21 protein-coding genes are annotated in these 22,179 nt (G+C 44.9%); 17 read left to right on the top strand and 4 right to left on the bottom strand.

Annotated elements, in window-relative coordinates:
* Positions 1-115 precede the first annotated feature (115 nt).
* The 5 genes from RCO25_RS27105 (at position 116) to RCO25_RS27085 (ending at position 3,507) form a co-directional block, all read left to right on the top strand.
* Entirely contained in the window at positions 116-499 is a 384-nt protein-coding gene (locus RCO25_RS27105; RefSeq protein ID WP_308999196.1) for a MerR family transcriptional regulator, read from the top strand.
* A gap of 119 nt (positions 500-618) precedes the next feature.
* Positions 619-1,680 (top strand): NAD(P)-dependent alcohol dehydrogenase, encoded by a 1,062-nt coding sequence (locus RCO25_RS27100; RefSeq protein ID WP_308999195.1) that lies wholly within the window; start codon positions 619-621, stop codon positions 1,678-1,680.
* A 281-nt stretch (positions 1,681-1,961) separates the two neighbouring features.
* Positions 1,962-2,399: an RrF2 family transcriptional regulator gene (locus RCO25_RS27095; RefSeq protein WP_308999194.1), complete on the top strand. Its 438-nt coding sequence runs from the start codon at positions 1,962-1,964 to the stop codon at positions 2,397-2,399.
* Between the two features lie 266 nt (positions 2,400-2,665).
* Complete coding sequence (locus RCO25_RS27090; protein WP_308999193.1) at positions 2,666-3,040, top strand: DoxX family protein; 375 nt, start codon at positions 2,666-2,668, stop codon at positions 3,038-3,040.
* A gap of 77 nt (positions 3,041-3,117) precedes the next feature.
* Positions 3,118-3,507 carry an NAD(P)H-binding protein gene (locus RCO25_RS27085; protein WP_308999205.1) on the top strand — a complete coding sequence of 130 codons (390 nt, stop codon included), beginning with the start codon at positions 3,118-3,120 and terminating at the stop codon, positions 3,505-3,507.
* Positions 3,508-3,695: 188 nt separating this feature from the next.
* Here RCO25_RS27085 and RCO25_RS27080 read toward each other — a convergent pair whose 3' ends face one another.
* The gene (locus RCO25_RS27080; RefSeq protein ID WP_308999192.1) at positions 3,696-4,283 is read right to left on the bottom strand and encodes an NAD(P)H-dependent oxidoreductase; all 588 of its coding nucleotides are present in this window, start codon (positions 4,281-4,283) and stop codon (positions 3,696-3,698) included.
* 201 nt (positions 4,284-4,484) lie between these two features.
* Here RCO25_RS27080 and RCO25_RS27075 point away from each other — a divergent pair, with 201 nt between their 5' ends.
* From RCO25_RS27075 to RCO25_RS27040, 8 genes are all read left to right on the top strand, one after another.
* Positions 4,485-5,471 (top strand): AraC family transcriptional regulator, encoded by a 987-nt coding sequence (locus RCO25_RS27075; protein WP_374992175.1) that lies wholly within the window; start codon positions 4,485-4,487, stop codon positions 5,469-5,471.
* Between the two features lie 187 nt (positions 5,472-5,658).
* A complete protein-coding gene (locus RCO25_RS27070) occupies positions 5,659-7,266 on the top strand; it encodes a response regulator transcription factor (protein ID WP_308999190.1) in 1,608 nt (535 codons plus the stop codon).
* Between the two features lie 18 nt (positions 7,267-7,284).
* A complete protein-coding gene (locus RCO25_RS27065; RefSeq protein ID WP_308999189.1) occupies positions 7,285-9,141 on the top strand; it encodes a sensor histidine kinase in 1,857 nt (618 codons plus the stop codon).
* Positions 9,142-9,165: 24 nt separating this feature from the next.
* Positions 9,166-10,560, top strand: coding sequence for an ABC transporter substrate-binding protein (locus RCO25_RS27060; protein ID WP_308999188.1), 1,395 nt, complete (start codon positions 9,166-9,168; stop codon positions 10,558-10,560).
* Between the two features lie 341 nt (positions 10,561-10,901).
* The gene (locus tag RCO25_RS27055; protein ID WP_308999187.1) at positions 10,902-12,521 is read left to right on the top strand and encodes an ABC transporter substrate-binding protein; all 1,620 of its coding nucleotides are present in this window, start codon (positions 10,902-10,904) and stop codon (positions 12,519-12,521) included.
* 76 nt (positions 12,522-12,597) lie between these two features.
* Entirely contained in the window at positions 12,598-13,509 is a 912-nt protein-coding gene (locus RCO25_RS27050; RefSeq protein WP_308999186.1) for an ABC transporter permease, read from the top strand.
* A 24-nt stretch (positions 13,510-13,533) separates the two neighbouring features.
* Positions 13,534-14,427 (top strand): carbohydrate ABC transporter permease, encoded by an 894-nt coding sequence (locus RCO25_RS27045; protein ID WP_308999185.1) that lies wholly within the window; start codon positions 13,534-13,536, stop codon positions 14,425-14,427.
* Positions 14,428-14,654: 227 nt separating this feature from the next.
* Positions 14,655-16,193, top strand: coding sequence for a GNAT family N-acetyltransferase (locus RCO25_RS27040; RefSeq protein ID WP_308999184.1), 1,539 nt, complete (start codon positions 14,655-14,657; stop codon positions 16,191-16,193).
* A gap of 1 nt (position 16,194) precedes the next feature.
* Here RCO25_RS27040 and RCO25_RS27035 read toward each other — a convergent pair whose 3' ends face one another.
* Together RCO25_RS27035 and RCO25_RS27030 are read right to left on the bottom strand one after the other, a co-directional pair.
* Complete coding sequence (locus RCO25_RS27035) at positions 16,195-17,004, bottom strand: alpha/beta fold hydrolase (RefSeq protein WP_308999183.1); 810 nt, start codon at positions 17,002-17,004, stop codon at positions 16,195-16,197.
* A complete protein-coding gene (locus RCO25_RS27030) occupies positions 16,988-17,539 on the bottom strand; it encodes a PadR family transcriptional regulator (protein WP_308999182.1) in 552 nt (183 codons plus the stop codon). Before RCO25_RS27030 ends, RCO25_RS27035 begins: the two co-directional genes overlap by 17 nt.
* 184 nt (positions 17,540-17,723) lie before the next feature.
* Between RCO25_RS27030 and RCO25_RS27025 the strand changes: the two genes are divergently transcribed.
* The 4 genes from RCO25_RS27025 to RCO25_RS27010 all read left to right on the top strand — a co-directional run bounded on the left by RCO25_RS27025 (position 17,724) and on the right by RCO25_RS27010 (position 20,924).
* Complete coding sequence (locus RCO25_RS27025; protein ID WP_308999181.1) at positions 17,724-17,942, top strand: hypothetical protein; 219 nt, start codon at positions 17,724-17,726, stop codon at positions 17,940-17,942.
* Positions 17,935-18,363 carry a DUF1801 domain-containing protein gene (locus RCO25_RS27020; protein WP_308999180.1) on the top strand — a complete coding sequence of 143 codons (429 nt, stop codon included), beginning with the start codon at positions 17,935-17,937 and terminating at the stop codon, positions 18,361-18,363. Before RCO25_RS27025 ends, RCO25_RS27020 begins: the two co-directional genes overlap by 8 nt.
* Positions 18,364-18,394: 31 nt before the next feature.
* Positions 18,395-18,865: a VOC family protein gene (locus tag RCO25_RS27015; RefSeq protein WP_308999179.1), complete on the top strand. Its 471-nt coding sequence runs from the start codon at positions 18,395-18,397 to the stop codon at positions 18,863-18,865.
* Positions 18,866-19,085: 220 nt separating this feature from the next.
* Positions 19,086-20,924 (top strand): UbiD family decarboxylase, encoded by a 1,839-nt coding sequence (locus RCO25_RS27010; RefSeq protein WP_308999178.1) that lies wholly within the window; start codon positions 19,086-19,088, stop codon positions 20,922-20,924.
* Between the two features lie 300 nt (positions 20,925-21,224).
* On the opposite strand, the gene RCO25_RS27005 is transcribed toward RCO25_RS27010, so the two are convergent.
* The gene (locus tag RCO25_RS27005) at positions 21,225-22,058 is read right to left on the bottom strand and encodes an AraC family transcriptional regulator (RefSeq protein WP_308999177.1); all 834 of its coding nucleotides are present in this window, start codon (positions 22,056-22,058) and stop codon (positions 21,225-21,227) included.
* Between the last annotated feature and the right edge of the window lie 121 nt (positions 22,059-22,179).

Raw genomic sequence — 22,179 nt, 5'->3', positions numbered from 1 at the left:
GATGAAAACGCGATGTTGCATTAAAGTGTACTTTAAGGTCTATAATAAGCCCTACGGGTTTGATCACAGTAGTAGTAATAAGAACAAAATAATAAAAAAAGTTATGGAGGATACAATGGAAATTCATATAAAAGAAGCAGCAGAAAAGATAGGTTTGCCTACACATACACTCCGATATTATGAACAAGAGGGTCTTCTACCTTTTATAAAAAGAGATGGAAATGGAAATCGTATTTTTGACGAAGCTGATTTATTATGGTTAGAGCTTATTGTTTGTTTACGGAAAACTGACATACCTCTTTCAGAGTTACGTGCGATCGTGGAATTGACAAAAGAAGGAGACAGCACAGCCTCGCAACGCAAACAGATATTTGAAAAACATAAAGAGAAAATGATGGAGAAACAAAGAGACTTGGATAACGCTTTTATAAAAATTGATTCAAAAATAGAATTCTACGATGAATTAGAAAAGAAGTACCATAAAGAAAAGCTTAATTAAGAACTTACTTATAATTTTCGAAAAAACCCTTGCCTTAAAGTCAACATTAAGGATTAAGCTATTTTTGTAGCTTTTAAATACATTAAAAAATAAGTTTTGAAAGGATTGTGTTATCTTTTATGTGCAATAATCATAAAAACATGACTTCGACACATGTTCTAAGTGTCCCAAGTGCAAAAGCATCATTTGAAAAGACCACGATTGAGCGGAGAGAATTACGGCCACACGATATCTTAATAGATATTAAGTTTAGTGGCATTTGCCACTCTGATATTCACAGTGCATTCGGTGAATGGGGTGGTGGAATCTTCCCAATGGTTCCTGGTCATGAAATTGCCGGAGTCGTAGAAGCAGTAGGAACAGAAGTGACCAAATATGTCGTTGGTGATCGCGTTGGCGTTGGCTGCTTTGTTGACTCCTGCGGAGAATGCGAATATTGCCTCAGTGGTGAGGAGCAGTATTGTACGAGAGGTGTTATCAACACATATAACGGTCTAGACTACGATGGTAATCCAACATACGGTGGATATAGCCAAAAAATCGTTGTAACAGAAGGGTTCGTTGTCCGTATCCCAGACGGTCTGGATATGGATAGGGCAAGCCCACTATTATGTGCAGGCATTACCACATTCTCTCCCTTGAAACACTGGAACGCTGGCCCAGGTAAGAAGGTTGCCATTGTGGGAATGGGAGGTCTTGGCCACGTAGCGATCCAATTTGCTCACGCTATGGGTGCTGAAGTAACAGTATTGAGTCGCTCTAATAATAAGAAAGAGGAAGCATTGGAATTTGGCGCAGATCATTATTATGCGACAAGTGATCCCTCAACATTTAAAGAATTAGCAGGTCGTTTTGATCTGATCTTAAACACCGTGTCTGCAAATCTGGATGTTGATGCGTATTTATCACTGCTTCGCATTGATGGGACACTTGTAAATGTTGGAGCACCAGCTGAACCAGATAAGTATCATGTATTTTCATTAATTATGGGTCGTCGCAGCATTGCAGGTTCACTCGTTGGTGGAATTCGTGAAACCCAGGAAATGCTCGATTTCGCAGCTGAACACGGCATTGCCCCTATGATTGAAGTGATCCGCGCAGACCAAGTCGACGAAGCGTATGAGCGTGTGCTTCGCAGTGATGTTCGTTATCGTTTCGTTATTGACATATCGACCTTATAATCATATTTTCTATCATCTTCGAAAAGGCTCTGATGGAAGATGGGTTAGCCAATTCAATTGGTTGACCCATCTTTTTGTTATTTGTATATTTGTCCGGAGAATTTTCAATCTAGTTTGTAATTTATGTTTAGTCCGATTGGTTTTAACCTTTTCTCCTAGGCGAATAAGTTGAACAATAAATAGGATTGCTTTATAATTTGCTAAATGTAGAGGCTTAAAAATAAGATTCGTTTCGAACAAGAAGTCGATCGGAATTTCAATGAGGAGAGGAGTGTTCATAAATGAGTACCGCAAATCGTGGAGTTAACATAGGGCCTCCTCGTTTCAAAATTGCCGTGCATTCCGTTGTGTGGTTAGCTAAAAGCGGAAGTATATTATCGAGCAGCATGATAGCCAGCCAAGTGAATTCGCACGCTACCTTTATGCGGAGAGTCATGCAGGCTTTAGCGGCCGAAGGGATCGTTGAGTCTAAGGGCGGCCGCGATGGCGGATATATTTTACGGAAATCTGCAGATCAGATCACCTTGGGCGATATTTACGCAGCAGTCGCCTCGGGAGCGGGCGAGCAAGAATTCGACGTGGACTGCGGAGAGGCTGGCGAACAATTGGATGTGGAACTGGAGAAAATTCTCTATGAAGCGGAACAGCAAACGATTGATTACCTCCGTAAATATACCATTGCATGCGTAATGGATCGCGTGGATTTTTTCGTGAATTAATTTTTTCGAAAAGGGTCTAGGCAGACGGTTAGAAACCGATTATAATGTGCTTAATGAAGTTGCAGTTATGCTGCGCTTTTATTTTTGGATTTAAATGTGCTTATCCGAAGCACATTTAAAGGAGTGTATCATAGGGGAAAGCCGAATGTCGTCTTAAAAGGGGAGAGGGTATGGCGATATAACTGTTCGTTGCATTTATTTTGTTTTTTTAATTTTAAATGTGCTTCAGAGAGTTGCATATAAAAAACGAAAAAGGAGATTTTAAAATGAATATTCTTTCAATCGTATTACAAAGTATATTGGCACTTATGTTTCTAATGGCCGGGATCGGTAAAATTTCGGGAGCTAAAATGCATGTTGAAGGATTCAATAAATGGCGTTTACCGCAATGGTTCCGTGTTGTAACGGGTATTGTTGAATTTGTCGGAGCAGCTGCAATGGTTATCGGGTTTTGGGAACCGAGCTGGGCAGCTGCCGGAGCGCTTTTGCTCGGTGTTACATCTATCGGCGGAATCATGACCCATGTTCGTGTCAAGGATTCGTTTAAGGATACGTTTATGATTGTGCTGCTCGGTGTTTTATCTTTTGCCGTGTTTTTTATCCATATATCCAAATTATCTGAATTTCCGGGATTTAACTAATAGATAGAACCTATTCACAAATAACTATCTGAGTGAACAAAGGGCTGGGCTATCGATTATGAATATAAGGCACTCCGATAGCTGACGGTCATCAGACCATCATCAGGGCTATGGAAAAAATGCGAGTTAATAGGTTTATCACACTAGCGACACCGACGGTACAATCAAAGGATGACCGTAAAAATTTCACGACCGTCGTCCCGGGAATCATGGCAAAAATACTTTTTCCGAATGCTTATCGAGAGATGAAAAAAATAGAACAGCTGATAAAAAATTCGGAATTGAATTGGACCGTTGTCCGGATTATTAATCCGAACGTTAAACATAAGAAAGATACGTATGATGTTTCTCTAGGCGACACAACAGCCAAAATGGCGGTATCACGAGAAAATATTGGTAAGTTTATGTATTTGGTGGCTTTGCAAAATTCATATGTAGGTCAGATGCCAATCGTGTTTAATAAGTAAGAAGCATGCTTCATCTTAATAGAATAAACTTGATAAGCCAGCAACAGGGTACCTGCTGCTGGCTTTTTTTTGATCATATTTTGTATCAGTTGATGTGCAGTATCAAATCCGCCAGAAAAATCGCTTCCGTCACCGCCCACGACAATGACTGGGGCAACTACTTTTTCCATTCAGTTCAAGAAAGCGTATTAGGCCAGCTTTGAACCGAGTGCCTTCACTTTATTCAGCCATTTGGCGCGAAGCTCCGGTGATGAAGGCTTAACCGGACCGATCTCAGTTACGCGGACAGGAGTGATCCCGCAAAACTGTAAAATGTTGCGTTTCATTACATTATGACCGGCACGTCTGTAAATCCACCGGTTATACCAGGACGGAGTGTCCATTGTGACAATGAGATGCGCGGATTTGCCTTTTAACAGCTTATCCCATAGGCTGGAATTTTCGCGGTATTTGAATGCGAAACCGGGTAAAAATACACGGTCAACAAAGCCTTTCAGAATGGCAGGCATCGCGCCCCACCACGTGGGATAAACGAATACAAGATGATCGGCCCAGCTGATTAGCTTTTGGGCTTCGATAAGATCCTTCTCGAGCTCGGTTCTTTGACGGTATCCGTACTTTAGGTTCAGCTCAAAATCGAGTTTGCTTAGATCAATCGTTCGCGTTTCGACTCTATTGACGGAAGCGGAAGCCCCTTCCGCGTAAGCCTCGGACAAAGCTGTGCAGAAGCTTTGGGAATCGGGATGTCCGTTAATAACGACTATTTTTGATTTCATATCGATGTTCCTCCTCAGGTTAAAGCCGTTTATTCTAATGAGTGCTGTCCATCATGCTTGTTTTCGATATATGATAGTGGTGCAGGACTACAATTAGCTTAGTATGAAATGAGCGATAAATGAATGAACAACGACGCAGAAATGTTGCTGAATCGCGCAAAGGAGGAATAAAGCTTGAAAAGCGACGGGGTCGCGATCTCGATGGTTTATCCGATTATGAAATCCATCGTTCAAAAAGGATATGATACGGAGCAATATTGCCGTTATGCTTCATTTGACGCTAGTATGATGCAGGATGTGGAAGCCCGTATTGCAGGCGAGGAATTGGAGCGGTTAATGATTGCAGCCGCGGAATATACGCAGGATGATTATTTCGGCCTCCATCAAGGGCAAATAACGGAGTTCGTCGATTTGGGCATTCTCGGTTACGTTATGATGCATTCACTTACGATTGGCGAAGCATTAGCGGCATACCAGAGATATAACGTCATTCTTTGCAGCGGATTCATTTTGGATTGGGAAGTGCAAGGAAACGATGTTCTTATCCGCTTGTTCTTACAGTCTCCCGGGCGGATGTCCAGGCATTGCGTGGAGGATATGGCGAGCTCGTTGTATCGTTTAATCGGCAGGCTCAGCAACCGGCGGATCCCCTTAACCGAAATACAGTTTGAGCATGCTGCGCCGGCTGATTTGGCTCCCTATTTGACCGCGTTTGGAAAAGCGCCCCGGTTTGGCGGGGATGGGACGGTTTTGCGCATGGGAAAGGAAGTACTGGATTATTCGGTCATGTATTCCGATGCAAGGCTCTTAAGCGTATTTGAAGCCATTGCGCAGGAAACAAAAGATGATCTGACTCAGGCAAGCTTGTTTTCAGAGCAAATTGTCCAATGGATGAGAAAAAGCATGCCTTCTTTTTTTCCGACGCTGCAGCAAACGGCCGCATTTTTCGGAACGAGCACGAGAACGCTGCAAAATAAATTGAAAGAAGAAAATACGACATATAATGATTTATCCATCCGCGTTCGTAAGGAAATGGCAATGGGTTATTTGAAGAAGTGGGAGTATTCGGTGGGCGAGATTGCCTATGTTCTGCATTTTTCAGAGCCGAGCGCCTTTCAAAGCGCCTTCAAAAAATGGACGGGAATAACGCCTGGGCAATATCGGGCTAAAATAATGAACACGAAGTAGGAGAGTGTGAGTCAACCTTGTTTTTTATTCGAGCCTGCCTCTCGCAAGAGGCAGGCTATTTGCGATGAAAAACCCAAAAAGATTCCCCTTATCCAACTATTTTCTCCCGTGCTTTCATTCCCAATGAAAGGTCTAAACGCTACAATAAGAAGAGATGATTGTTTCGCAATACGTCTAAGGGGATGTGATGATGATATCAACTAAAATGGAAATCTTGGTTGTCGACGATGAACCCAAGCAGCGGCGCGGTTTGGCTGCTATGGTGCGCTCCCTGAGGCCGGACTATAAGGTGCATGAGGCGAAAAATGGAAAGGAAGCGCTTGAGCTTGCGGAAAACCGTTCGCTGGACATTATATTTACGGATATACAAATGCCGATTGTGAATGGCATCGAATTTCTAATGGCGTTAAACCAAAAGGGATATAACGTGCCCAAGGTTGTTTTTGTAAGCGTATTCCATGAATTTGGTTATGTGCAGCAGGCGCTTCGGCTCGGAGCGAAGGACTATTTGGTTAAGCCTGTTATTACCGAGCATTTGGAACCTATCATTTCCGATTTGGAGCGGCAGCTAGAAAAGGAAAGCACGGTTCAATTAGAGACGAAGAGCCTTAATGATCAATTGGCTCATACGAAGCCTGTATACATGGAGCATCTGCTGTATAAGTGGATGACGGAGGAATTGCAAGCCGCAGAACGGAACGAGGTAATGCGGCATTTTACAAGCAACGGTCACGGCACGGTGCTGATCCTGGAAACCAAGCCTGACGACCGCATGGCGGATGAGCTCGAATGGAGGAGCATCTTGAAACGGGCGATATTACAAGCTTATACCCCTTTGGCAGAAACGATGGTCGTGGCGCCCGAGCATGAGAAGGACAGGCTTTATGTGATTGCAGTCTGGAAACAAGGCATCTCGGGAGCGGAATGCCTGGATCAGCTTAGGAGGGCGCTGAGCCAGCTAGAGAATGTATACAATCGGTCCATTAGCGCGGGAATCGGAAAGGAATTTGCATGTATAGAAACGGAGATCCGCGCGTGCTGCGAAAGCGCAAAGCTTGCTTTGCAATATTTGTATTATTTTCCGGAAGGCATGTGGCTCTCAGCCAATGAGCTTCAAAGGATGCTGAACACGGACGGAAGCCCATTGGTTGCAACCAAAGATACCGATGCGCTCGAGAAGGCTGTGACGGAAAGCCAGCTTGAGCTCGCTGTATTATCGCTTGCTTCCCTGCTCGATCAAATGGCAGCCGCTTATCCATCGCCTTTCCGGCTTAAATGCAATGCAACGCAGCTGCTGCTCACATGCTTAAAACGCGTGGAGCTTGTCATTGACGATGATCAGTACCGCATTCTGGCTAATCGCATCGATCAAGACATCATCGCAGCCAAATCCTTTCGAGACACGCAGCATACGGCAGCAGTCCTGCTTGCGGATATGATCAAGCAAATGAAAAAAGACAAATCCTCGCGCAGCGAGATGATTATGCAGAAATGCCGAGAGTTCGTGGAAGCGAATTTGCACGAGGATTTGGGGCTGGAGCTGATCGCACAGCGTTATTTCTACAATCCGTCCTATTTTAGTATTTTATTTAAAAATAATTTCGGCCTTTCGTTTACCGATTTCCTGGTGAAAGCACGTATGCAGAAGGCACGCAGCCTGCTGCTGCAAACGGATCTGAAAATCGTAGAAATCGCAAAGCAGGTCGGCTATAAAGATATTAAATATTTCAACAAGGTGTTCAAAAAAATGTTCTTATATTCACCAGAAGAATTCCGAAGAATGTTCTCATCCTGATTAAACGAGGCCAAACCGATGCGCATCCTGAGAAAAATGGCGGACATGGCTGCCAACGCAAAATTCCGGATCAAACTGCTTGTCTCTTATTTCGTGCTGGTTAGCTTTATTATTTTGATTCTTGGTTTTGCTTATTATCAGATCAGTGCACGGAATATGCTGTCCAACGTAAGGGAAAGCCTTGGAAATGTCGTCATTAACAATAACCAGCTGCTCGACGAGAAGCTCCAGTATATCCGTGACAAAAGCGAAATGCTTCCGATCGACAATGAATTGTACCGTGTCATTACGGAGGTAGATGCCAGCGATAATGAATCTTTATTGAAAGCGGATCGGCGAATTACGCAAATCCTGTTCAAATATTTCGGCGGCGACACCGATATGTATGCTTCCTTTATCTTGACGCCTGAATATAACTTTGGAAACACAGCGAGAATGTTCGTGATGCCGCAAGGTTTTTTTGCGTCCTCCCTGTATCGCCAAGCGATCTCCGGCAAAGGAGATTTGGTGTGGATTCCAACTTATCGTTTTGCTGAAACCTTAGGCGAAAAGGATATGTCCAATCTAAATTTTGAGTTTAGCAAGCTGGTATCGGCCGTTAAAGTGTTGAACCTCACCTTTCTCGATGAGAAGGGCATTTTCCATTCGCTGCCGCAGACGATGCAGAAACCCATTTTAATGGTCAACTTGACGACCGATTATGTCGGAAAGCTGTTCGCAGACTACGCGCGGCAAAGCGAGTTTCATCATTTGTCGTATGGCATTGTCGACGAGAGCGGTAATGTAGTGATTGATTCTGATCCAGAACGGGTCGCAAGTCTTGATGCGCCTTCCTGGCTTGGCGAAGCCATAGCGAAGAAGAATGGCAGCATTCAGAAGGAGATTAACGGCAAGAGCATGGTCATCAGCTTTAGCCGTATGGAAAGCACGGGCTGGATTTCCTATATCGAAATTCCCGTGAAGGATGCGCTGCAGGATTTGAACGCGCTGCGCAGGTATTCTTCTCTGTTTCTCATTGTCATGCTGCTTGTTTCTATCCTTCTCGCCTATGTGATGTCGGTCTACATTACAAAGCCGATCAGCCGGATGAAGAAGGCGATGAAGCTGATGGAACGCGGCAACTTTCATATTCATATCCCGGAGCATGGCCGTGATGAATTTGGACATCTTATCCGAACATTCAATCATATGAACGGCCGCATTCAGACGTTAATTGAAGAGAATTACGCATCGCGGCTGAGGGAAAAGGAAGCGGAGCTTATGGCGCTCAACCTTCAGCTAAATCCTCATTTTCTCTATAATACACTCACGACCCTTTACTGGATCGCGGTGGAGAACAATCAGCAGGAGATGAGCTTAATTATCCACAATCTAGCGGATATGCTGCAGACCTCGACAAGGAACAAGAAGGAAACTTGGCCGCTGCGGACGGATCTGGATTGGTTGAACAAATACATCTATATTATGTCGAGCCGGTTTGAGAATCTGTTCCATGTCGAGATGGAAGTAGAAGAGAAGCTGCTGGACATGGAAGTCCCTAAGCTGTTTTTGCAGCCTTTTGTAGAAAATGCGATTATTCACGGATTTGCGGAGAAGGAGCAAGGAGGGAAAATCGGTATTAAAGGCTGGTCTGACGGCAATCATGTGCAATTTTCTATCGTTGATAATGGGAGCGGTATGGATAAGGAGCAGATTGATAGAATAAGATCGGGCAAGGCGCATTCGACAGGCATGCCGAACGTGGAGAAGCGAATCAAGCTTTTATACGGACTCCATTATGGGTTTGATATTTACTCCGCCGAGGGCAGCGGAACGACGATAATACTTCGGATGGGCATGTACCCCGGCCAGCAGGACAAGACTGAAGTCCAATGAGCGCGGAGAGAAAGGAGCTAACAGGTGAAAAGAAACAGGCGTGGAATCACGGCGTTATTGATTTTATATGCCATGCTGCTTGTTGCGGGCTGCGACGAGTCACGCGGTGCTGTGAATCGAGATGCGGCAAGCGATGCTGCAGCCATGAAAAATAAAGAAAAAGTCGTCTTGACCTATGCTTCCTGGGGCTCTCCGAACGAGAAGCAGGCCAAGGTGAGAATGATTGAAAAATTTATGGAGAAATATCCATGGATTACGGTCCAATACGTGTATGAGCCGGGCGATTATAATACCAAGCTTACGACGATGTATGCGAGCAACAAAGCGCCTGACGTCTTTATGCTGTACAAGCATACCGCGCTGCAATGGGCGGAGCAGGGGAAGCTCTATAACTTGAAGGAGTTTCTAGACACCGATACTCAAATCAATGAAGCTTCGCTCATTCCTAACGCCCTAATGTACTGGGAGCAAGGTAAGATAGCAGGCGTCAAGGTTGCTGAGGAGTCGTTCGCCCTCTATTATAATGCCGATCTCTTTAACGAAGCGGGTGTAGCACTGCCGCCTGCAAAAGCGGAGGATGCGTGGACGTGGCCGCAATTCCTGGATGCAGCAAAAAAGTTGACGTTCGACGGCAGCGGAAATAATGCTTTGAGCCCGGATTTCGATCCCAATCACATTGTCCAGTTCGGCGTACGCTTCAACACCTGGATGTGGCACTTAATGGTGCCTTCCAATAATGCGAGCGTGATCGCGCCTGACGGCAGTAAAATGAATCTGGACGATCCGGCTGTCATTGACGCGGTCCAAAAGCTTGCAGATCTTATCTACGTTCATCATGTCGCGCCATCGCCGATTCAGGAGAAAAATCTGCCGCAGCCGGCACTTGCCGTGCAAAGCAGAAAGGTAGCCATGAATCTCGATGGCCAATGGGTTCAGCTTGACCTTGGCGCAGCCGGCGTCAACTACGGTGTCGGCGTATTGCCTAAGCTGAAGACAAGCACAACCATTCAGTTTGGGGAACCGCTTGTCATGGCCTCGACAACAAAGCACCCAAGGGAAGCCTGGCTGTTCTATAAATGGCAGCTCGATTCCGAGAATTCCATCGATTTGCATGCCAGCGGCTTGTGGATGCCGCTGCTTAAGGATTATTACACGAAGCCTGAGCTGATTGCGCGCTGGGCGGATGTAAATCCCGGGCATCCGAGCGGCTATCAGGATGCCGTAATGCGGCAGACGTTTGAGAATGGCGTCAATTCATATGACTACTATTTAAAAAACAATGAAAATATATCTGCGATTTTGCAGCCGGCGTTCGATCAAGTGTGGTTAGGCAAAAAAAGCGTCAAAGAAGCCTTCGAAAGCGTGTCGGATAAAATTGCCGAAGCCTTTCAGGGCACATATTCCGACAGCAATCATTAAGTAAAAAAGCCGCGGCGCAGCCGTGGCTTTTTTGATATATAAGAATTTATATGTTTTCACATATAAATGTGCTTATATATCTCCGCGAAACGACTGCTTTGCCACAGAGGACGGCGACAGCCGTTTACGCTTGCTGCGCGCTAAAGTTTATGAGCGGACGACTACCTAATCATCGTCACCGAAATCCAATGATTTTCCGTATTGTTCGCTTTGAAAACGCTTGCTAACATTAAGGCTGTCAAGAGCTGCAGCCGAGACAGCCGGTCTAAACGGATTAACCGATCTATTTTCTTATCGAATATGTAAGCGATATCAAAGAAGAAAAAGGGAGGCCATGCAAGATGAAAAAAACGTTAATCCTTGTTCTGACAGCATGTTTATGCACCATATTAATCGCAGGGTGCAGCAATAACGGCGGCAATCAGGAGTCCTCAAACACAGGTACCGATAAAGGCAGCGCAGGCGGTGCGAAGGTGAAATTAACCGCAATCATCTCGAAGCATCCCTTGACGAAGCCGCTGGCAGAGATGGAATGGCTGCAAAAGGCAGAGGATGCCGCAGGCGTGGATATTGAATGGCAGGAAATTACTGCAGACTGGGCCCAGAAGAAAGGCACGATGCTGGCAAGCGGCGATACGCCGGATTTGTTTGTCGGACCTAATGTCATTACGGACGCCGATTTTGCACAGTTCCAAGGTCTGTTCCAAGATCTAACCGAGCTGCTGCCGGAAGCGCCGAATGTGCAGCAAATGTTTGATGATAAGCCGGAGACGAAAATTATTGCGACGCAGCCCGATGGTAAAATCTATGGATTGCCTAAATACCAAAGATTTTGGCCGGCGTCCGCAACTAGACAATATATAAACCAAACATGGCTGGACAATCTGGGACTGAGCATGCCGACAACCTGGGACGAATTGTATGACGTGTTAGTCGCGTTCAAGGAGAAAGATGCAAACGGCAACGGCAATCCGAACGATGAGATTCCGATGGACTGGCCGGGCGGTATTGGCGGCTTCTTCAACCCTGCAGTTCTTCTTGGCGGCCTAGGCATTACGTTAACTGACGGAAGCGGACAAGGCTATTTCGTCGAAGACGGAAAAGTGAAAAACTTCTTAACGGATGAACGTTACCAAAAAATGGTTGTTTTCCTTAATAAGCTGTATAAAGCCGGATTGATTAACCCGGAGGTATTTACCCATGACTATACGAAATTCCAGTCTGTTGCACGCGGTGAAGGAGATACGGCGAAGGTAGGCTTTACTTGGGGCTGGGTTGCTTCAGACCGCTTTGGCGAGCAGCTTGCGCCGCAATATACATCGATGTCACCGCTTAAAGAATCGGCCGGTTTTTCAGGCAAATTATCATGGAGCTATGATTTCTCGACATTGAATTATGGCGTGAATCAGATCGTGATGTCAGCAAAAACAAAAAATAAAGAAGCAGCTATGAGATTTATCAATGAATTGTATAAACAAGAAGTGAGCATGCAGGTTTTATTCGGTTCGTTAGGAACGAATATCAAGGATAATGGTGACGGTACATACAGCGTGCTGCCGCCTGCGGATTCGAAAATGGATCCAGGGACATGGAAATGGACCTCTACATGGGCAGATAACGGGCCTATGTATCTCCCAGACTCGTTAAATTTAACGCTGGGCAAAGATATGCAGGAGGTTCTCGTTCAGTCGGAGCCCTTGAAGGATGCTTTAGCAGTCGATGCGGTGAAGGATGTTTTCCCAGGCATGTTCATTAAGTATACGACAGCAGACAATAACACGATGAGTCTCAGCAATACGAATGTGATGAACCTCGCCAATACCAATTTTGCCAAATGGGTAACCAAGGGCGGAATTGAAGCGCAGTGGGACGAGTATGTGAAGCAAAGCAAAAAAGCAGGCTTGGACCAAAACATCGAGATTATGCAAAAATACTATGATGATTACATGAGCAAGAAATAAAAAAGACGTGATGCAGGGAGCTATGCCGCTCTTAAACAGGGTATAGCTTCTTTTCAAAAAGAAGGGGGAATTTCTTATGGGCTCTTGGTCGATCTTCAGCACCTTCAAACGAGATATTCAATTGTGGTTGATGATATTTCCGGCAATAGCCGTTATTTTCGTATTCAACTATATTCCCATGTACGGCATTCAATTGGCATTCAGGGATTTCGATTTCAGCAAAGGGCTTACCGGAGGAGAATGGCGGGGTTTATTTTATTTCAAGCAATTTATCGATAGCTTTTTGTTTGTCGATCTCCTGACCAATACGTTCTTTATCAGCTTCACAGCGATCATAATCGGATTTCCCGCACCGATCATTTTAGCGTTAGTACTCAATCAAATTCGCAGGAAAAAAATGAAGCAGCTGATGCAGACGACGGTTTATTTGCCTCACTTTATTTCGATAATCGTACTGGTGGGTATGCTGAATGTCCTGTTATCGCCGGAAACGGGCATAGTCGGATATTTCATGAAGTCCATCGGTTTTGGGCATATCAATTTGCTTGCTTCAACCTCTACGTTTATTCCGGTTAATATCATTTCCGATATTTGGCAGCATTGCGGATGGAACAGCATCATCTATCTAGCGGCGCTTTCGACGGTGGATCCGCAGCTATATGATTCGGCGAAAATGGATGGGGCCAGCAGATGGCAAACGATTCGTTACATCGATTTCCCTGCTCTTATCCCGACGATCGTCATTCTGTTCATTCTTAGCATGGGAAATATACTAAGCACAGGCTTTGAGAAAATCTTTCTGATGCAAAATTCATTAAACCTGCCTGTTTCGGAGGTTATTGCTACCTATGTGTACAAGATCGGTATCGTATCCAATCAGTTTAGCTACGCTTCGGCGATTGGTTTGTTTAATACCTTGATTAATTTTGTTTTCTTGTTTGCGATGAATGCCATTTCAAAAAAAGCTTCCAATACGAGTTTATTCTAAATGGCTGTCGAAGGAGGAGTGGTTATGGTCCATAACCGTGTAAGCGGTAGTGAACTTGTATTTCGAATCGTATTATTCGTGATGTGCGCGCTGATCTTTTTGGCCATTGTTTATCCGCTTTACTTTATTATCATCGCCTCGATCAGCGACTCAACTCTTGTTTCGACCGGAAAAGTGCTGTTCATGCCCAAAAATATCAGCTTTTTCGGTTACAATCAAATCTTTCAGGACGAGCGTATATGGAACGGATACCGCAATACGGTTTTTTATACGTTTGCAGGCACGCTGGTCAATTTGTTGATCACCTTACCGGCAGCCTACGTGCTGTCCAGACGTGAATTCCGGGCGAGACGGATTATCATGCTGTTATTTGTTATCACCATGTTCTTTAATGGAGGCTTGATTCCGACTTACTTGCTGATGAAGGACCTTCACTTAACCAATACGGCTTTGATGTTTATCCTGCCGTTTTGCGTGAATGTGTTTTACCTCATTATCGCAAGAACGTTTTTTGAGTCGTCTTTGCCTTCCGAATTGTATGAAGCGGCGGCCATCGACGGCTGCTCCCATTTCGGATTTTTTATCAAAATCGCGCTCCCGTTGTCAAAAGCTTTAATATCAGTCGTTGGACTGTATTATTTAGTCGGCCATTGGAATGATTTCTTTACTGGATTGATTTATATTCGGGACAATAAGCTGCAGCCGCTGCAAATTATTTTAAGAGATATCCTTTTATCTAACCAGGTTTTTCAAAATGGAGCTGGCTCCGGCGGGAACGCTGGGGGCTACGCGCAAAAGTATGCGGACCAAATCAAATACGGGGTTATCATCGTATCGACTTTGCCGATTTTGGTGCTCTATCCTTTCCTTCAAAAATATTTTGAGAAAGGCGTTATGATTGGTTCCGTAAAAGGCTGACAGAAAACGCAGGATGCGGATGATAGATCCGTTATCCTGCGTTTTTTAGGCTTGCATAGATGAATAGCTGGTCCAGATTCAAGTAAGAATATAGGCAGGTGAAGAAACATAAGGAAATGGACAACCTTTTCGGTTAAAAATTTACAATCCGATGACCATCCATTAATACCTGTATGAAAGTCGCCTTGTATGATGAACTCAAACTACCGCTTGAATGGGGAGAGTATATGACATCGGATCAAATTTCACAATTTGAAAAGAAGGTAATTATCCGTAACATTGGACCGGCAGATTTTGCGAAAATTATTGCGCTGCAGCATATTTGTTTTCCGAATATGATTCCTTGGAAGATTGAACAATTGGAAAGTCATATACGTATTTTTCCCGAGGGGCAAATATGTGTAGAGCTGGATGGCGAAATCATCGGCTCCTGTTCAAGCTTGACCGTTAATTTCGATGATTATTTAGAGCAGCATACGTATTCGGAAATTACGGATAAGGGCTATATCCGCAACCACAACCCGCATGGCGGAAGCTTGTACGGCATGGAAGTCATGGTCCATTCAGACTATCGCCGAATGAAAATTGGCAGACGGCTGTATGAGGCCCGCAAGCGGTTGGCAGAAAAGCTGAATCTTAGAGGAATTATCGTCGGGGGACGTATTCCGGGGTATCACAAGCATAGCGACAAAATGACGCCTAGAGAATATGCGGAAGAAGTGCTGCAGCAAAATATTTACGATCCTGTTCTCACCTTTCAAATGATGAATGGCTTCACGTTAAAGCGAATTATTACGAATTATTTGCCCGATGACGATGACTCGAAAAACTTCGCCGCTTTGCTGGAATGGAACAATATCGACTATAAGCCGAGCAATAGCAAGACACACTATAAGCTGTCATTTCCCGTTCGAATTTGCGTCATTCAATATATGATGAAAAAAATCGATTCCTTTGAGGAGTTTGCGACCCAGTGCGAGCATTACGTCGATGTCTCGGCGGATTATAAATCGGACTTTGCCGTTTTCCCGGAAAATTTTACGATGCAGCTGCTTTCTTTCTTGGAGGAACGCTCGCCAAGCCTTGCCATACGGAAACTGACCACGTTTACTGTGCAGTATGTCGAGTTATTCTCCGAATTAGCGGTTAAGTACAACGTAAACATTATTGGAGGCTCCCATTTCGTCGAAGAAAATAATCGGATCTATAACGTCGGCCATCTATTTCGGCGCGATGGGACCATCGAGCAGCAGTATAAGCTTCATATTTCACCGAATGAACGCAAGTGGTGGGGGATAAATGGCGGCACGAAGCTGGAAGTATTCGATACCGATTGCGGTAAAATATCGATCCAGCTTAGCAGTGATATTGAATATCCGGAAGTCTCGCGAATTGTGGCAGAGGAGGGCGCTCAAATTATATTTGTCCCTTTCTGCGCAGAGGATCGCCAAGCCTTTCTCCGTATCAAATATTGTGCGCAAGCTAGGGCGATTGAGAATCAGGTGTTTACCGTTACTGCGGGAACGGTAGGCAATCTTACGCATGTGGACAACGTGGATATTCAGTATGCACAGTCAGGTGTATACACACCTGCCGACTTTTCGTTCCCGCGAGATGGCATTGCAGGAGAATGCAGTGAAAATACAGAAACGGTTATTATGGCCGAGGTGGATATGGAAATCTTGCAGCGTCATCGCAAATCGACGGATGTACTCACCTTCCGTGATCGTCGAACAGATATTTATTCGCTTCAAATTCGATCTTAAATTAGATCTCCAATAAAAAGCGCTCTAACAGCCGGTTGAAGGTATTGGGGGCATCTGCATTTGCGCAGTGCCCCGCCTCCTCCAAAAATACCAATTGAACCTCTTTCTCTAACTTTTGAAGTTCGATAGCTGCTTCTTTAATGATTTGAAGATCATATTCGCCCACGATGATCAGAAGGGGATAAGGCATTGGCGTATCCTTACGGATAAAGAATGTGTTCATTCCAGCCATTGCGGTAAAGGAGCTTCTGTTAAAATGCTGGGCTCCCCGCGCAAAGCTTTCTCGGCCGGCAGCAGTGAAGCAGGAAACGGAAGTCACATGATTTCTGAACCTTTTCATTGAGAATAGAAGATACAGCATCCATTTTAACCCTTCGGTTTTTTGCCTCCTCAATACCTGCTCATTCGCTTTATGAATGGAATATCCTCCAACGATAATGACCGACTTTACCTGATGCGGACAACGATCAGCAAACGCCTGTGCGACAAGCGAACCCATGGAGACACCGAGCACATGACAGGCATCCAAGTTGTTTTCAGATAAAATTTGGCTTATCGCCTCAGGCATATCTTTTATGGTCATTTTAGATACTCCGATATGATTATTCCGATTGCCGTGACCAGGCAGATCGATCACGATGATTTGATAGTTATTTTTAAAATAAGCAAGCTGGTTTTCGAATATCGTGTGGTCAGCAAATGCGGGATGAAGCATCAAAAGGGTATCTTTACCTTCATTTTCAAACATAAAATAAGTCAGTTGACCCTTTTGACCCATCTGGCTTGTTTTTCTCTTAAGTTTGCTCTCCACCTAGCTCAGCCTCCAGTTCCATTGCGAATTTTTCAAACCAGGTCAACATGCTTTGGTGATAATAGAGTCCTAAATCTAAAGTTTTAAGTTGGTAGGCTACGACTGAAGTGACATTCTCAGGGACTTCTTTCCGATTTGCCTCAACAGAGGCAGCACTGAATTCCTGAACAGAGGTTTCTAATTGTGCAACGACTGCTCTTATAATGGCTAGACGCTCTGCAGGTGTCATAAACCCTAAAAAAAACAATCGAGTTGTTACCTCTTGCTCGAAACGGCTTGGCGTAATAGAAGAAAGCATCCATTCCATAAAATGTTCTCTTCCTAAGTCGTTCAATGTATAAAGCTTTTTTCTTCGGCCGTTCTCGGTGACCTCTTGAAAGGTTACATGGCCATCATTCTCCAATTTCTTTAATGCTGCTTGTATGCTCCCGAGACTTGCGCTTATAAAGGGAGATATTTTTTGCTGAAGCACGTTTCTGATATCGTATTGCGATAGATTGCGAAGCATGAGCAGCCCTAAAATAACAAACGCCATGGAAATCACTTCCTAATTTTAGTAATAAGCCAATCATAACATACCTATTAGGTGTATGTAAGTGTCGTTTTTATTTAAATTTAAAGGCTGCTTGGAGAGCGCTTACCATCGGGGCGGAATGCAGCTATAATTGGGTAATGAAGGAATGAATTACAAGTCATTTTAGCGCCGAAGGGAGACGTTTATGGAAAAGAATCGCAAGCTTATTCCTGTGCAAGAAGGGCCTTGGGAGCTGCTTTTTCAACCGGTGAAAACAGGTGGCTATGTTAATGATCACAGCTTAATCTGTGCTGATGACGGCAGCTGGAACATAACGACATGCGGGTGGAGAGGGATGGGAACGCCTCATGAAGGGGCAGTATCTATTGCGCGCTTTATTTGGGAGGAAGAAGCGGATGAATAGGACAAGCAATAAAGCTAAATCAACAATGACCGGCGAGCAGCAGGTAGCAGACTTCATGCAAAAGCTTGAGCATCCTCAAAAACAGGAAATAGCAGCGGTCAGAACTATTATCCTAAGCGCAGATCAGCAATTGCATGAGCATATCAAGTGGAATGCGCCAAGCTTTTGCGTGGACAATGAGGATAGAATCACGTTTAACCTGCGAGGTAAAGGATATTTCATGCTCGTTTTTCACTGCGGCGCGAAAGTAAGAGAAAGAAATGGAGAAGGACCTTTCATTGACGATACGTCTGGTTTATTGGAATGGGCGGCTCATGACCGGGCAACTTTGAAGTTTACAAATATGGCGGACGTAGAAGACAAGAGAGATAGGCTGACGGAGATTATACGGAAGTGGCTCGCAGCTGCAAGCTCCGAGTAGCTTAAACAAATGATGAGAGGTGCGAAGCGGTATGCAAAAAATCACGCCATTTTTATGGTTCAATGACAATGCGGAAGAAGCTATGCTTTTTTATATCTCTGTTTTTAAAAACGCAAGCATAAAGAGCGTTACGCGGGGTGGCGAAATCGGTCCAGGAGGGAAGGGGGCTGTCATATCCGGGACATTTGAAATCGAAGGTCAACGATTTATGGCATTGAACGGCGGCCCCCATTTCGCCTTCACGCCTGCCATATCGCTGTTCGTAAGCTGCGAGACGCAACAAGAGGTAGATGAGCTGTGGGAGAAACTCTCAGCGGGAGGCTCCAAGGAGCGATGCGGCTGGCTTAAGGACAAGTTCGGCTTATCCTGGCAGATCATTCCTACGATGCTGGGCGAGATGCTTCAAGACAAGGATGCTGAAAAATCAGGCAGAGTCATGCAGGCGATGCTTCAAATGGATAAGATCGACATCGCGCTTCTGAAACAAGCCTATGAAGGTTAATATGTAGAATTAAAGCTTTTTTCATTCCCCCATTCAAGCTTGATTTTATGGAATTATTATTTGAAACGAATAACATAGAATCAGTCAACCGCGTGTTTTGCACGTGGTTTTCTGTTTTATTGGTCGCTTTCCTTTTTTATATTATAATAGCTAGTATCGCTTATTTTTATCAGGGCAATTAAGCATGGCTAAATATCCTTTTATAGATTGGAGCAACAAAATGATATATCGCAATTTAGATGAATGCATCATTGATTTGGAGAAAAACGGGCATTTGGTTCGTATTCGCGAAGAGGTAGACCCTCATCTTGAAATGGCTGCCATTCATATGAAGGTTTTTGAAGCGGGCGGTCCCGCGTTGTTGTTTGAAAATGTAAAAGGATCAAAATTCCGTGCCGTGTCCAACCTTTTCGGAACGGTTGAACGCAGTAAATTCATTTTCCGGAAAACTTGGGAATCGGTTCAAGATGTCATTGCACTGCGCAATGATCCGATGAAAGCTTTAAAAAATCCGTTCAAACACATTGGGGCGGGACTCGCGGCGAAAAATGCACTGCCCTTAAAAAAATCAGACGGCATGCCGGCTGCCATGCGGGAAATTAACATAGCCGACCTGCCCCTCATCAAGCATTGGCAAGAGGATGGAGGAGCTTTCGTCACTCTTCCTCAAGTTTATTCTGAGGACCCGGAAAAGCCGGGCATCATGAACTCCAATCTGGGGATGTACCGCGTTCAGCTTAACGGGAACGAATATGAATTAAATAAAGAGGTCGGCATCCACTATCAGATTCACCGCGGCATTGGCATCCATCAGGACAAGGCAAATAAACAAGGAGCTCCCCTAAAGGTGAGTATCTTCATTGGCGGTCCCCCTGCGCACACATTATCGGCTGTTATGCCTTTGCCGGAAGGCATGAGCGAGCTGACCTTTGCAGGTTTGCTTTCAGGCCGGCGCTTCCGCTACAGCTATGTTGACGGTTTCTGCGTAAGCCATGATGCGGATTTTGTAATTACGGGAGAGATTCACCCAGGCGAGACGAAGCCGGAGGGGCCTTTCGGCGATCATCTGGGTTACTACAGCCTCACGCATCCGTTTCCGGTTATGCGAGTGCATAAAGTGTATGCCAAGCAAAACGCAGTTTTTCCGTTTACCGTCGTTGGCAGACCGCCGCAGGAAGATACCGCGTTTGGCGCACTGATTCATGAGCTGACCGGATCGGCAATCAAACAAGAAATTCCAGGGGTAAAAGAGGTTCATGCCGTTGATGCTGCAGGTGTGCATCCGCTGCTGTTTGCTATTGGAAGTGAACGTTATACGCCTTATCAGGAGATAAAGCAGCCAGCGGAACTACTTACCATTGCCAATCGGATATTAGGAACGGGACAGCTGAGCCTAGCCAAGTATTTGTTCATTGCGGCGGAGGATAAGAAACCAATCGATACGCATCAAATCGAGGAGTTCCTAACCTTTATCTTGGAACGCATCAATCTTCGCAGGGATATTCATTTTCAGACCAATACGACCATAGATACCCTTGATTATTCGGGTACGGGATTGAATACCGGAAGCAAGGTTGTTTTCGCGGCAGTCGGCGATAAGAAAAGAGAGCTGTGTCATGAGGTTCCGGGCATTTTGAATGAGATTCCAGGGTTTGAGAAAGCTGCTTTGGTCATGCCTGGCATTGTGGCGATACAAGGTGCCGCCTTTACGGATTATACGGAAGCGCAGGAGGAAATGAAGGGCTTAAGCAGTTCTATAAGTGAAAAGGGCGCGCTCCCTTCCTGCCCGTTCATCATTCTTTGTGATGACAGTACATTTATGAGCGCGGATTTGAATAATTTTCTCTGGGCAGCATTCACTCGCAGCAATCCTTCACATGATATTTACGGCGTTAACAGCCAATACGAAAATAAGCATTGGGCTTGCGACAACGTCATTATCGATGCCCGTGTTAAACCGCATCAAGCGCCGCCGCTGATTCCGGACCCAGCAGTGGAAGAAAATATCAAACGCTTATTTAGAAATGGAGCCAGCTTAGGCGGGATTTCGATCTCGTAAGCGAGCAAGAGCAATAAGCGGATCAAGAAGCCATTTGCTATCGAGACAACAAGGGGACCACCCTTTTTCTAAAGGAACCCTTTACGTTTTCACTGCTCATCGGTCTTGTTTTCATCCTTCTAAGCATTTATTTTGTAAACCGACAGCCTTCTCGCAGACAGCAAAGAGGCCGGGTATAAGCATGAGGAGCGATAGGTGAAAGCGCAGGAACAAACATATGCTTCAGAAAAAAAAGCTCTCGGGATCAATGGATCTCGAGAGTTTTTTTCCTTTTTCCTTTATCTTTGTTCTTCCCCTCTTTTATTCAAGAAATTTTCTGCGATACTCCCCTGGAGATAAGCTGTTTTCACGCTTGAAAATGTTATGAAAAGACGTCGTACTAGTATATCCGACCCGCTCGGCGATCTGTTCAACGGTATCATCCGTCGTCTCGAGCAAATGCATAGCCACATCCAGCCGGATGCGGATGACATATTGAATAGGGCTGAGCCCGGTTTCTTCTTTGAAAAAATGACTTAAGTACGACGGACTCGCCCAAGAAGCCCTTGCAATGTGAGCTAATGTAATGGGCTTGTTGTAGTTTTCGGCTATGAATTTTTGGGCTAATGCTGCAGAGTCTGCCCGGTGAGTCCGCTTCTTTTTCTCCGCTTCGGGCAGGTAATGCAAATGCCGGCATAGATAAGAGATGAATATCGCAAGCTGCTGGTCAGCAATAAACGCGGACTCGGGAGCGCTGCTATTCGCCTCCCGGTAGAGTTCGCGAATGATCCGCGAGGCCTCAGCGGCAAACGAAGGAAGGAAAATGACTGCCGCCTTTGTCCTCTCGAGAATGAAATTTTCGGGAAGTCCGGAAAGCTGAAGCCCTGAAAAACCCAAGCAAAAAAATTCGATAGGCTTGCCCGGCAAGCTCCATTCCTCATGCCATACGCCTTGCTGGAATAGAACGAAAGCATTCTTTTCTGCTTCGTAGCCGTTCCCGTCTATGGTATATTTTGCTCCCCCATCCGCAATAAATAAAAGCTCGGTCAGTTCCGGATGATGATGCAAGGGATAATGCATGCCGGACTCTGCTGAGTAGGAATAACGGGAAATGAACTTGAGCTTCGGCAGCTCGTTAATAAGCGAACGCTGCATTTCAAGTCTCCTTTCAATAAAAGCAAGAACGAAGAGCCTAATAGCAAGAAATAGAATAAAAATCCATATAACTATAGGATATAGTAGGCTTATGATTTTCACAATATTCAATAAAGGAGAC

It is taken from the genome of Paenibacillus sp. LHD-38 (assembly GCF_031157315.1).
Taxonomy (GTDB): Bacteria; Bacillota; Bacilli; order Paenibacillales; family Paenibacillaceae; genus Pristimantibacillus.
This window is presented reverse-complemented; position numbering and strand designations above follow the sequence as displayed.

Bases quoted from the DNA above. Each gene is read 5' to 3' on its own strand.
- RCO25_RS27105 (WP_308999196.1), top strand. From the start codon at position 116: ATGGAAATTCATATAAAAGAAGCAGCAGAAAAGATAGGTTTGCCTACA.
- RCO25_RS27100 (WP_308999195.1), top strand. From the start codon at position 619: ATGTGCAATAATCATAAAAACATGACTTCGACACATGTTCTAAGTGTC.
- RCO25_RS27095 (WP_308999194.1), top strand. From the start codon at position 1,962: ATGAGTACCGCAAATCGTGGAGTTAACATAGGGCCTCCTCGTTTCAAA.
- RCO25_RS27090 (WP_308999193.1), top strand. From the start codon at position 2,666: ATGAATATTCTTTCAATCGTATTACAAAGTATATTGGCACTTATGTTT.
- RCO25_RS27080 (WP_308999192.1), bottom strand. From the start codon at position 4,283: ATGAAATCAAAAATAGTCGTTATTAACGGACATCCCGATTCCCAAAGC.
- RCO25_RS27075 (WP_374992175.1), top strand. From the start codon at position 4,485: ATGGTTTATCCGATTATGAAATCCATCGTTCAAAAAGGATATGATACG.
- RCO25_RS27070 (WP_308999190.1), top strand. From the start codon at position 5,659: ATGATGATATCAACTAAAATGGAAATCTTGGTTGTCGACGATGAACCC.
- RCO25_RS27065 (WP_308999189.1), top strand. From the start codon at position 7,285: ATGCGCATCCTGAGAAAAATGGCGGACATGGCTGCCAACGCAAAATTC.
- RCO25_RS27055 (WP_308999187.1), top strand. From the start codon at position 10,902: ATGAAAAAAACGTTAATCCTTGTTCTGACAGCATGTTTATGCACCATA.
- RCO25_RS27050 (WP_308999186.1), top strand. From the start codon at position 12,598: ATGGGCTCTTGGTCGATCTTCAGCACCTTCAAACGAGATATTCAATTG.
- RCO25_RS27045 (WP_308999185.1), top strand. From the start codon at position 13,534: ATGGTCCATAACCGTGTAAGCGGTAGTGAACTTGTATTTCGAATCGTA.
- RCO25_RS27040 (WP_308999184.1), top strand. From the start codon at position 14,655: ATGACATCGGATCAAATTTCACAATTTGAAAAGAAGGTAATTATCCGT.
- RCO25_RS27030 (WP_308999182.1), bottom strand. From the start codon at position 17,539: ATGGCGTTTGTTATTTTAGGGCTGCTCATGCTTCGCAATCTATCGCAA.
- RCO25_RS27025 (WP_308999181.1), top strand. From the start codon at position 17,724: ATGGAAAAGAATCGCAAGCTTATTCCTGTGCAAGAAGGGCCTTGGGAG.
- RCO25_RS27020 (WP_308999180.1), top strand. From the start codon at position 17,935: ATGAATAGGACAAGCAATAAAGCTAAATCAACAATGACCGGCGAGCAG.
- RCO25_RS27015 (WP_308999179.1), top strand. From the start codon at position 18,395: ATGCAAAAAATCACGCCATTTTTATGGTTCAATGACAATGCGGAAGAA.
- RCO25_RS27010 (WP_308999178.1), top strand. From the start codon at position 19,086: ATGATATATCGCAATTTAGATGAATGCATCATTGATTTGGAGAAAAAC.
- RCO25_RS27005 (WP_308999177.1), bottom strand. From the start codon at position 22,058: ATGCAGCGTTCGCTTATTAACGAGCTGCCGAAGCTCAAGTTCATTTCC.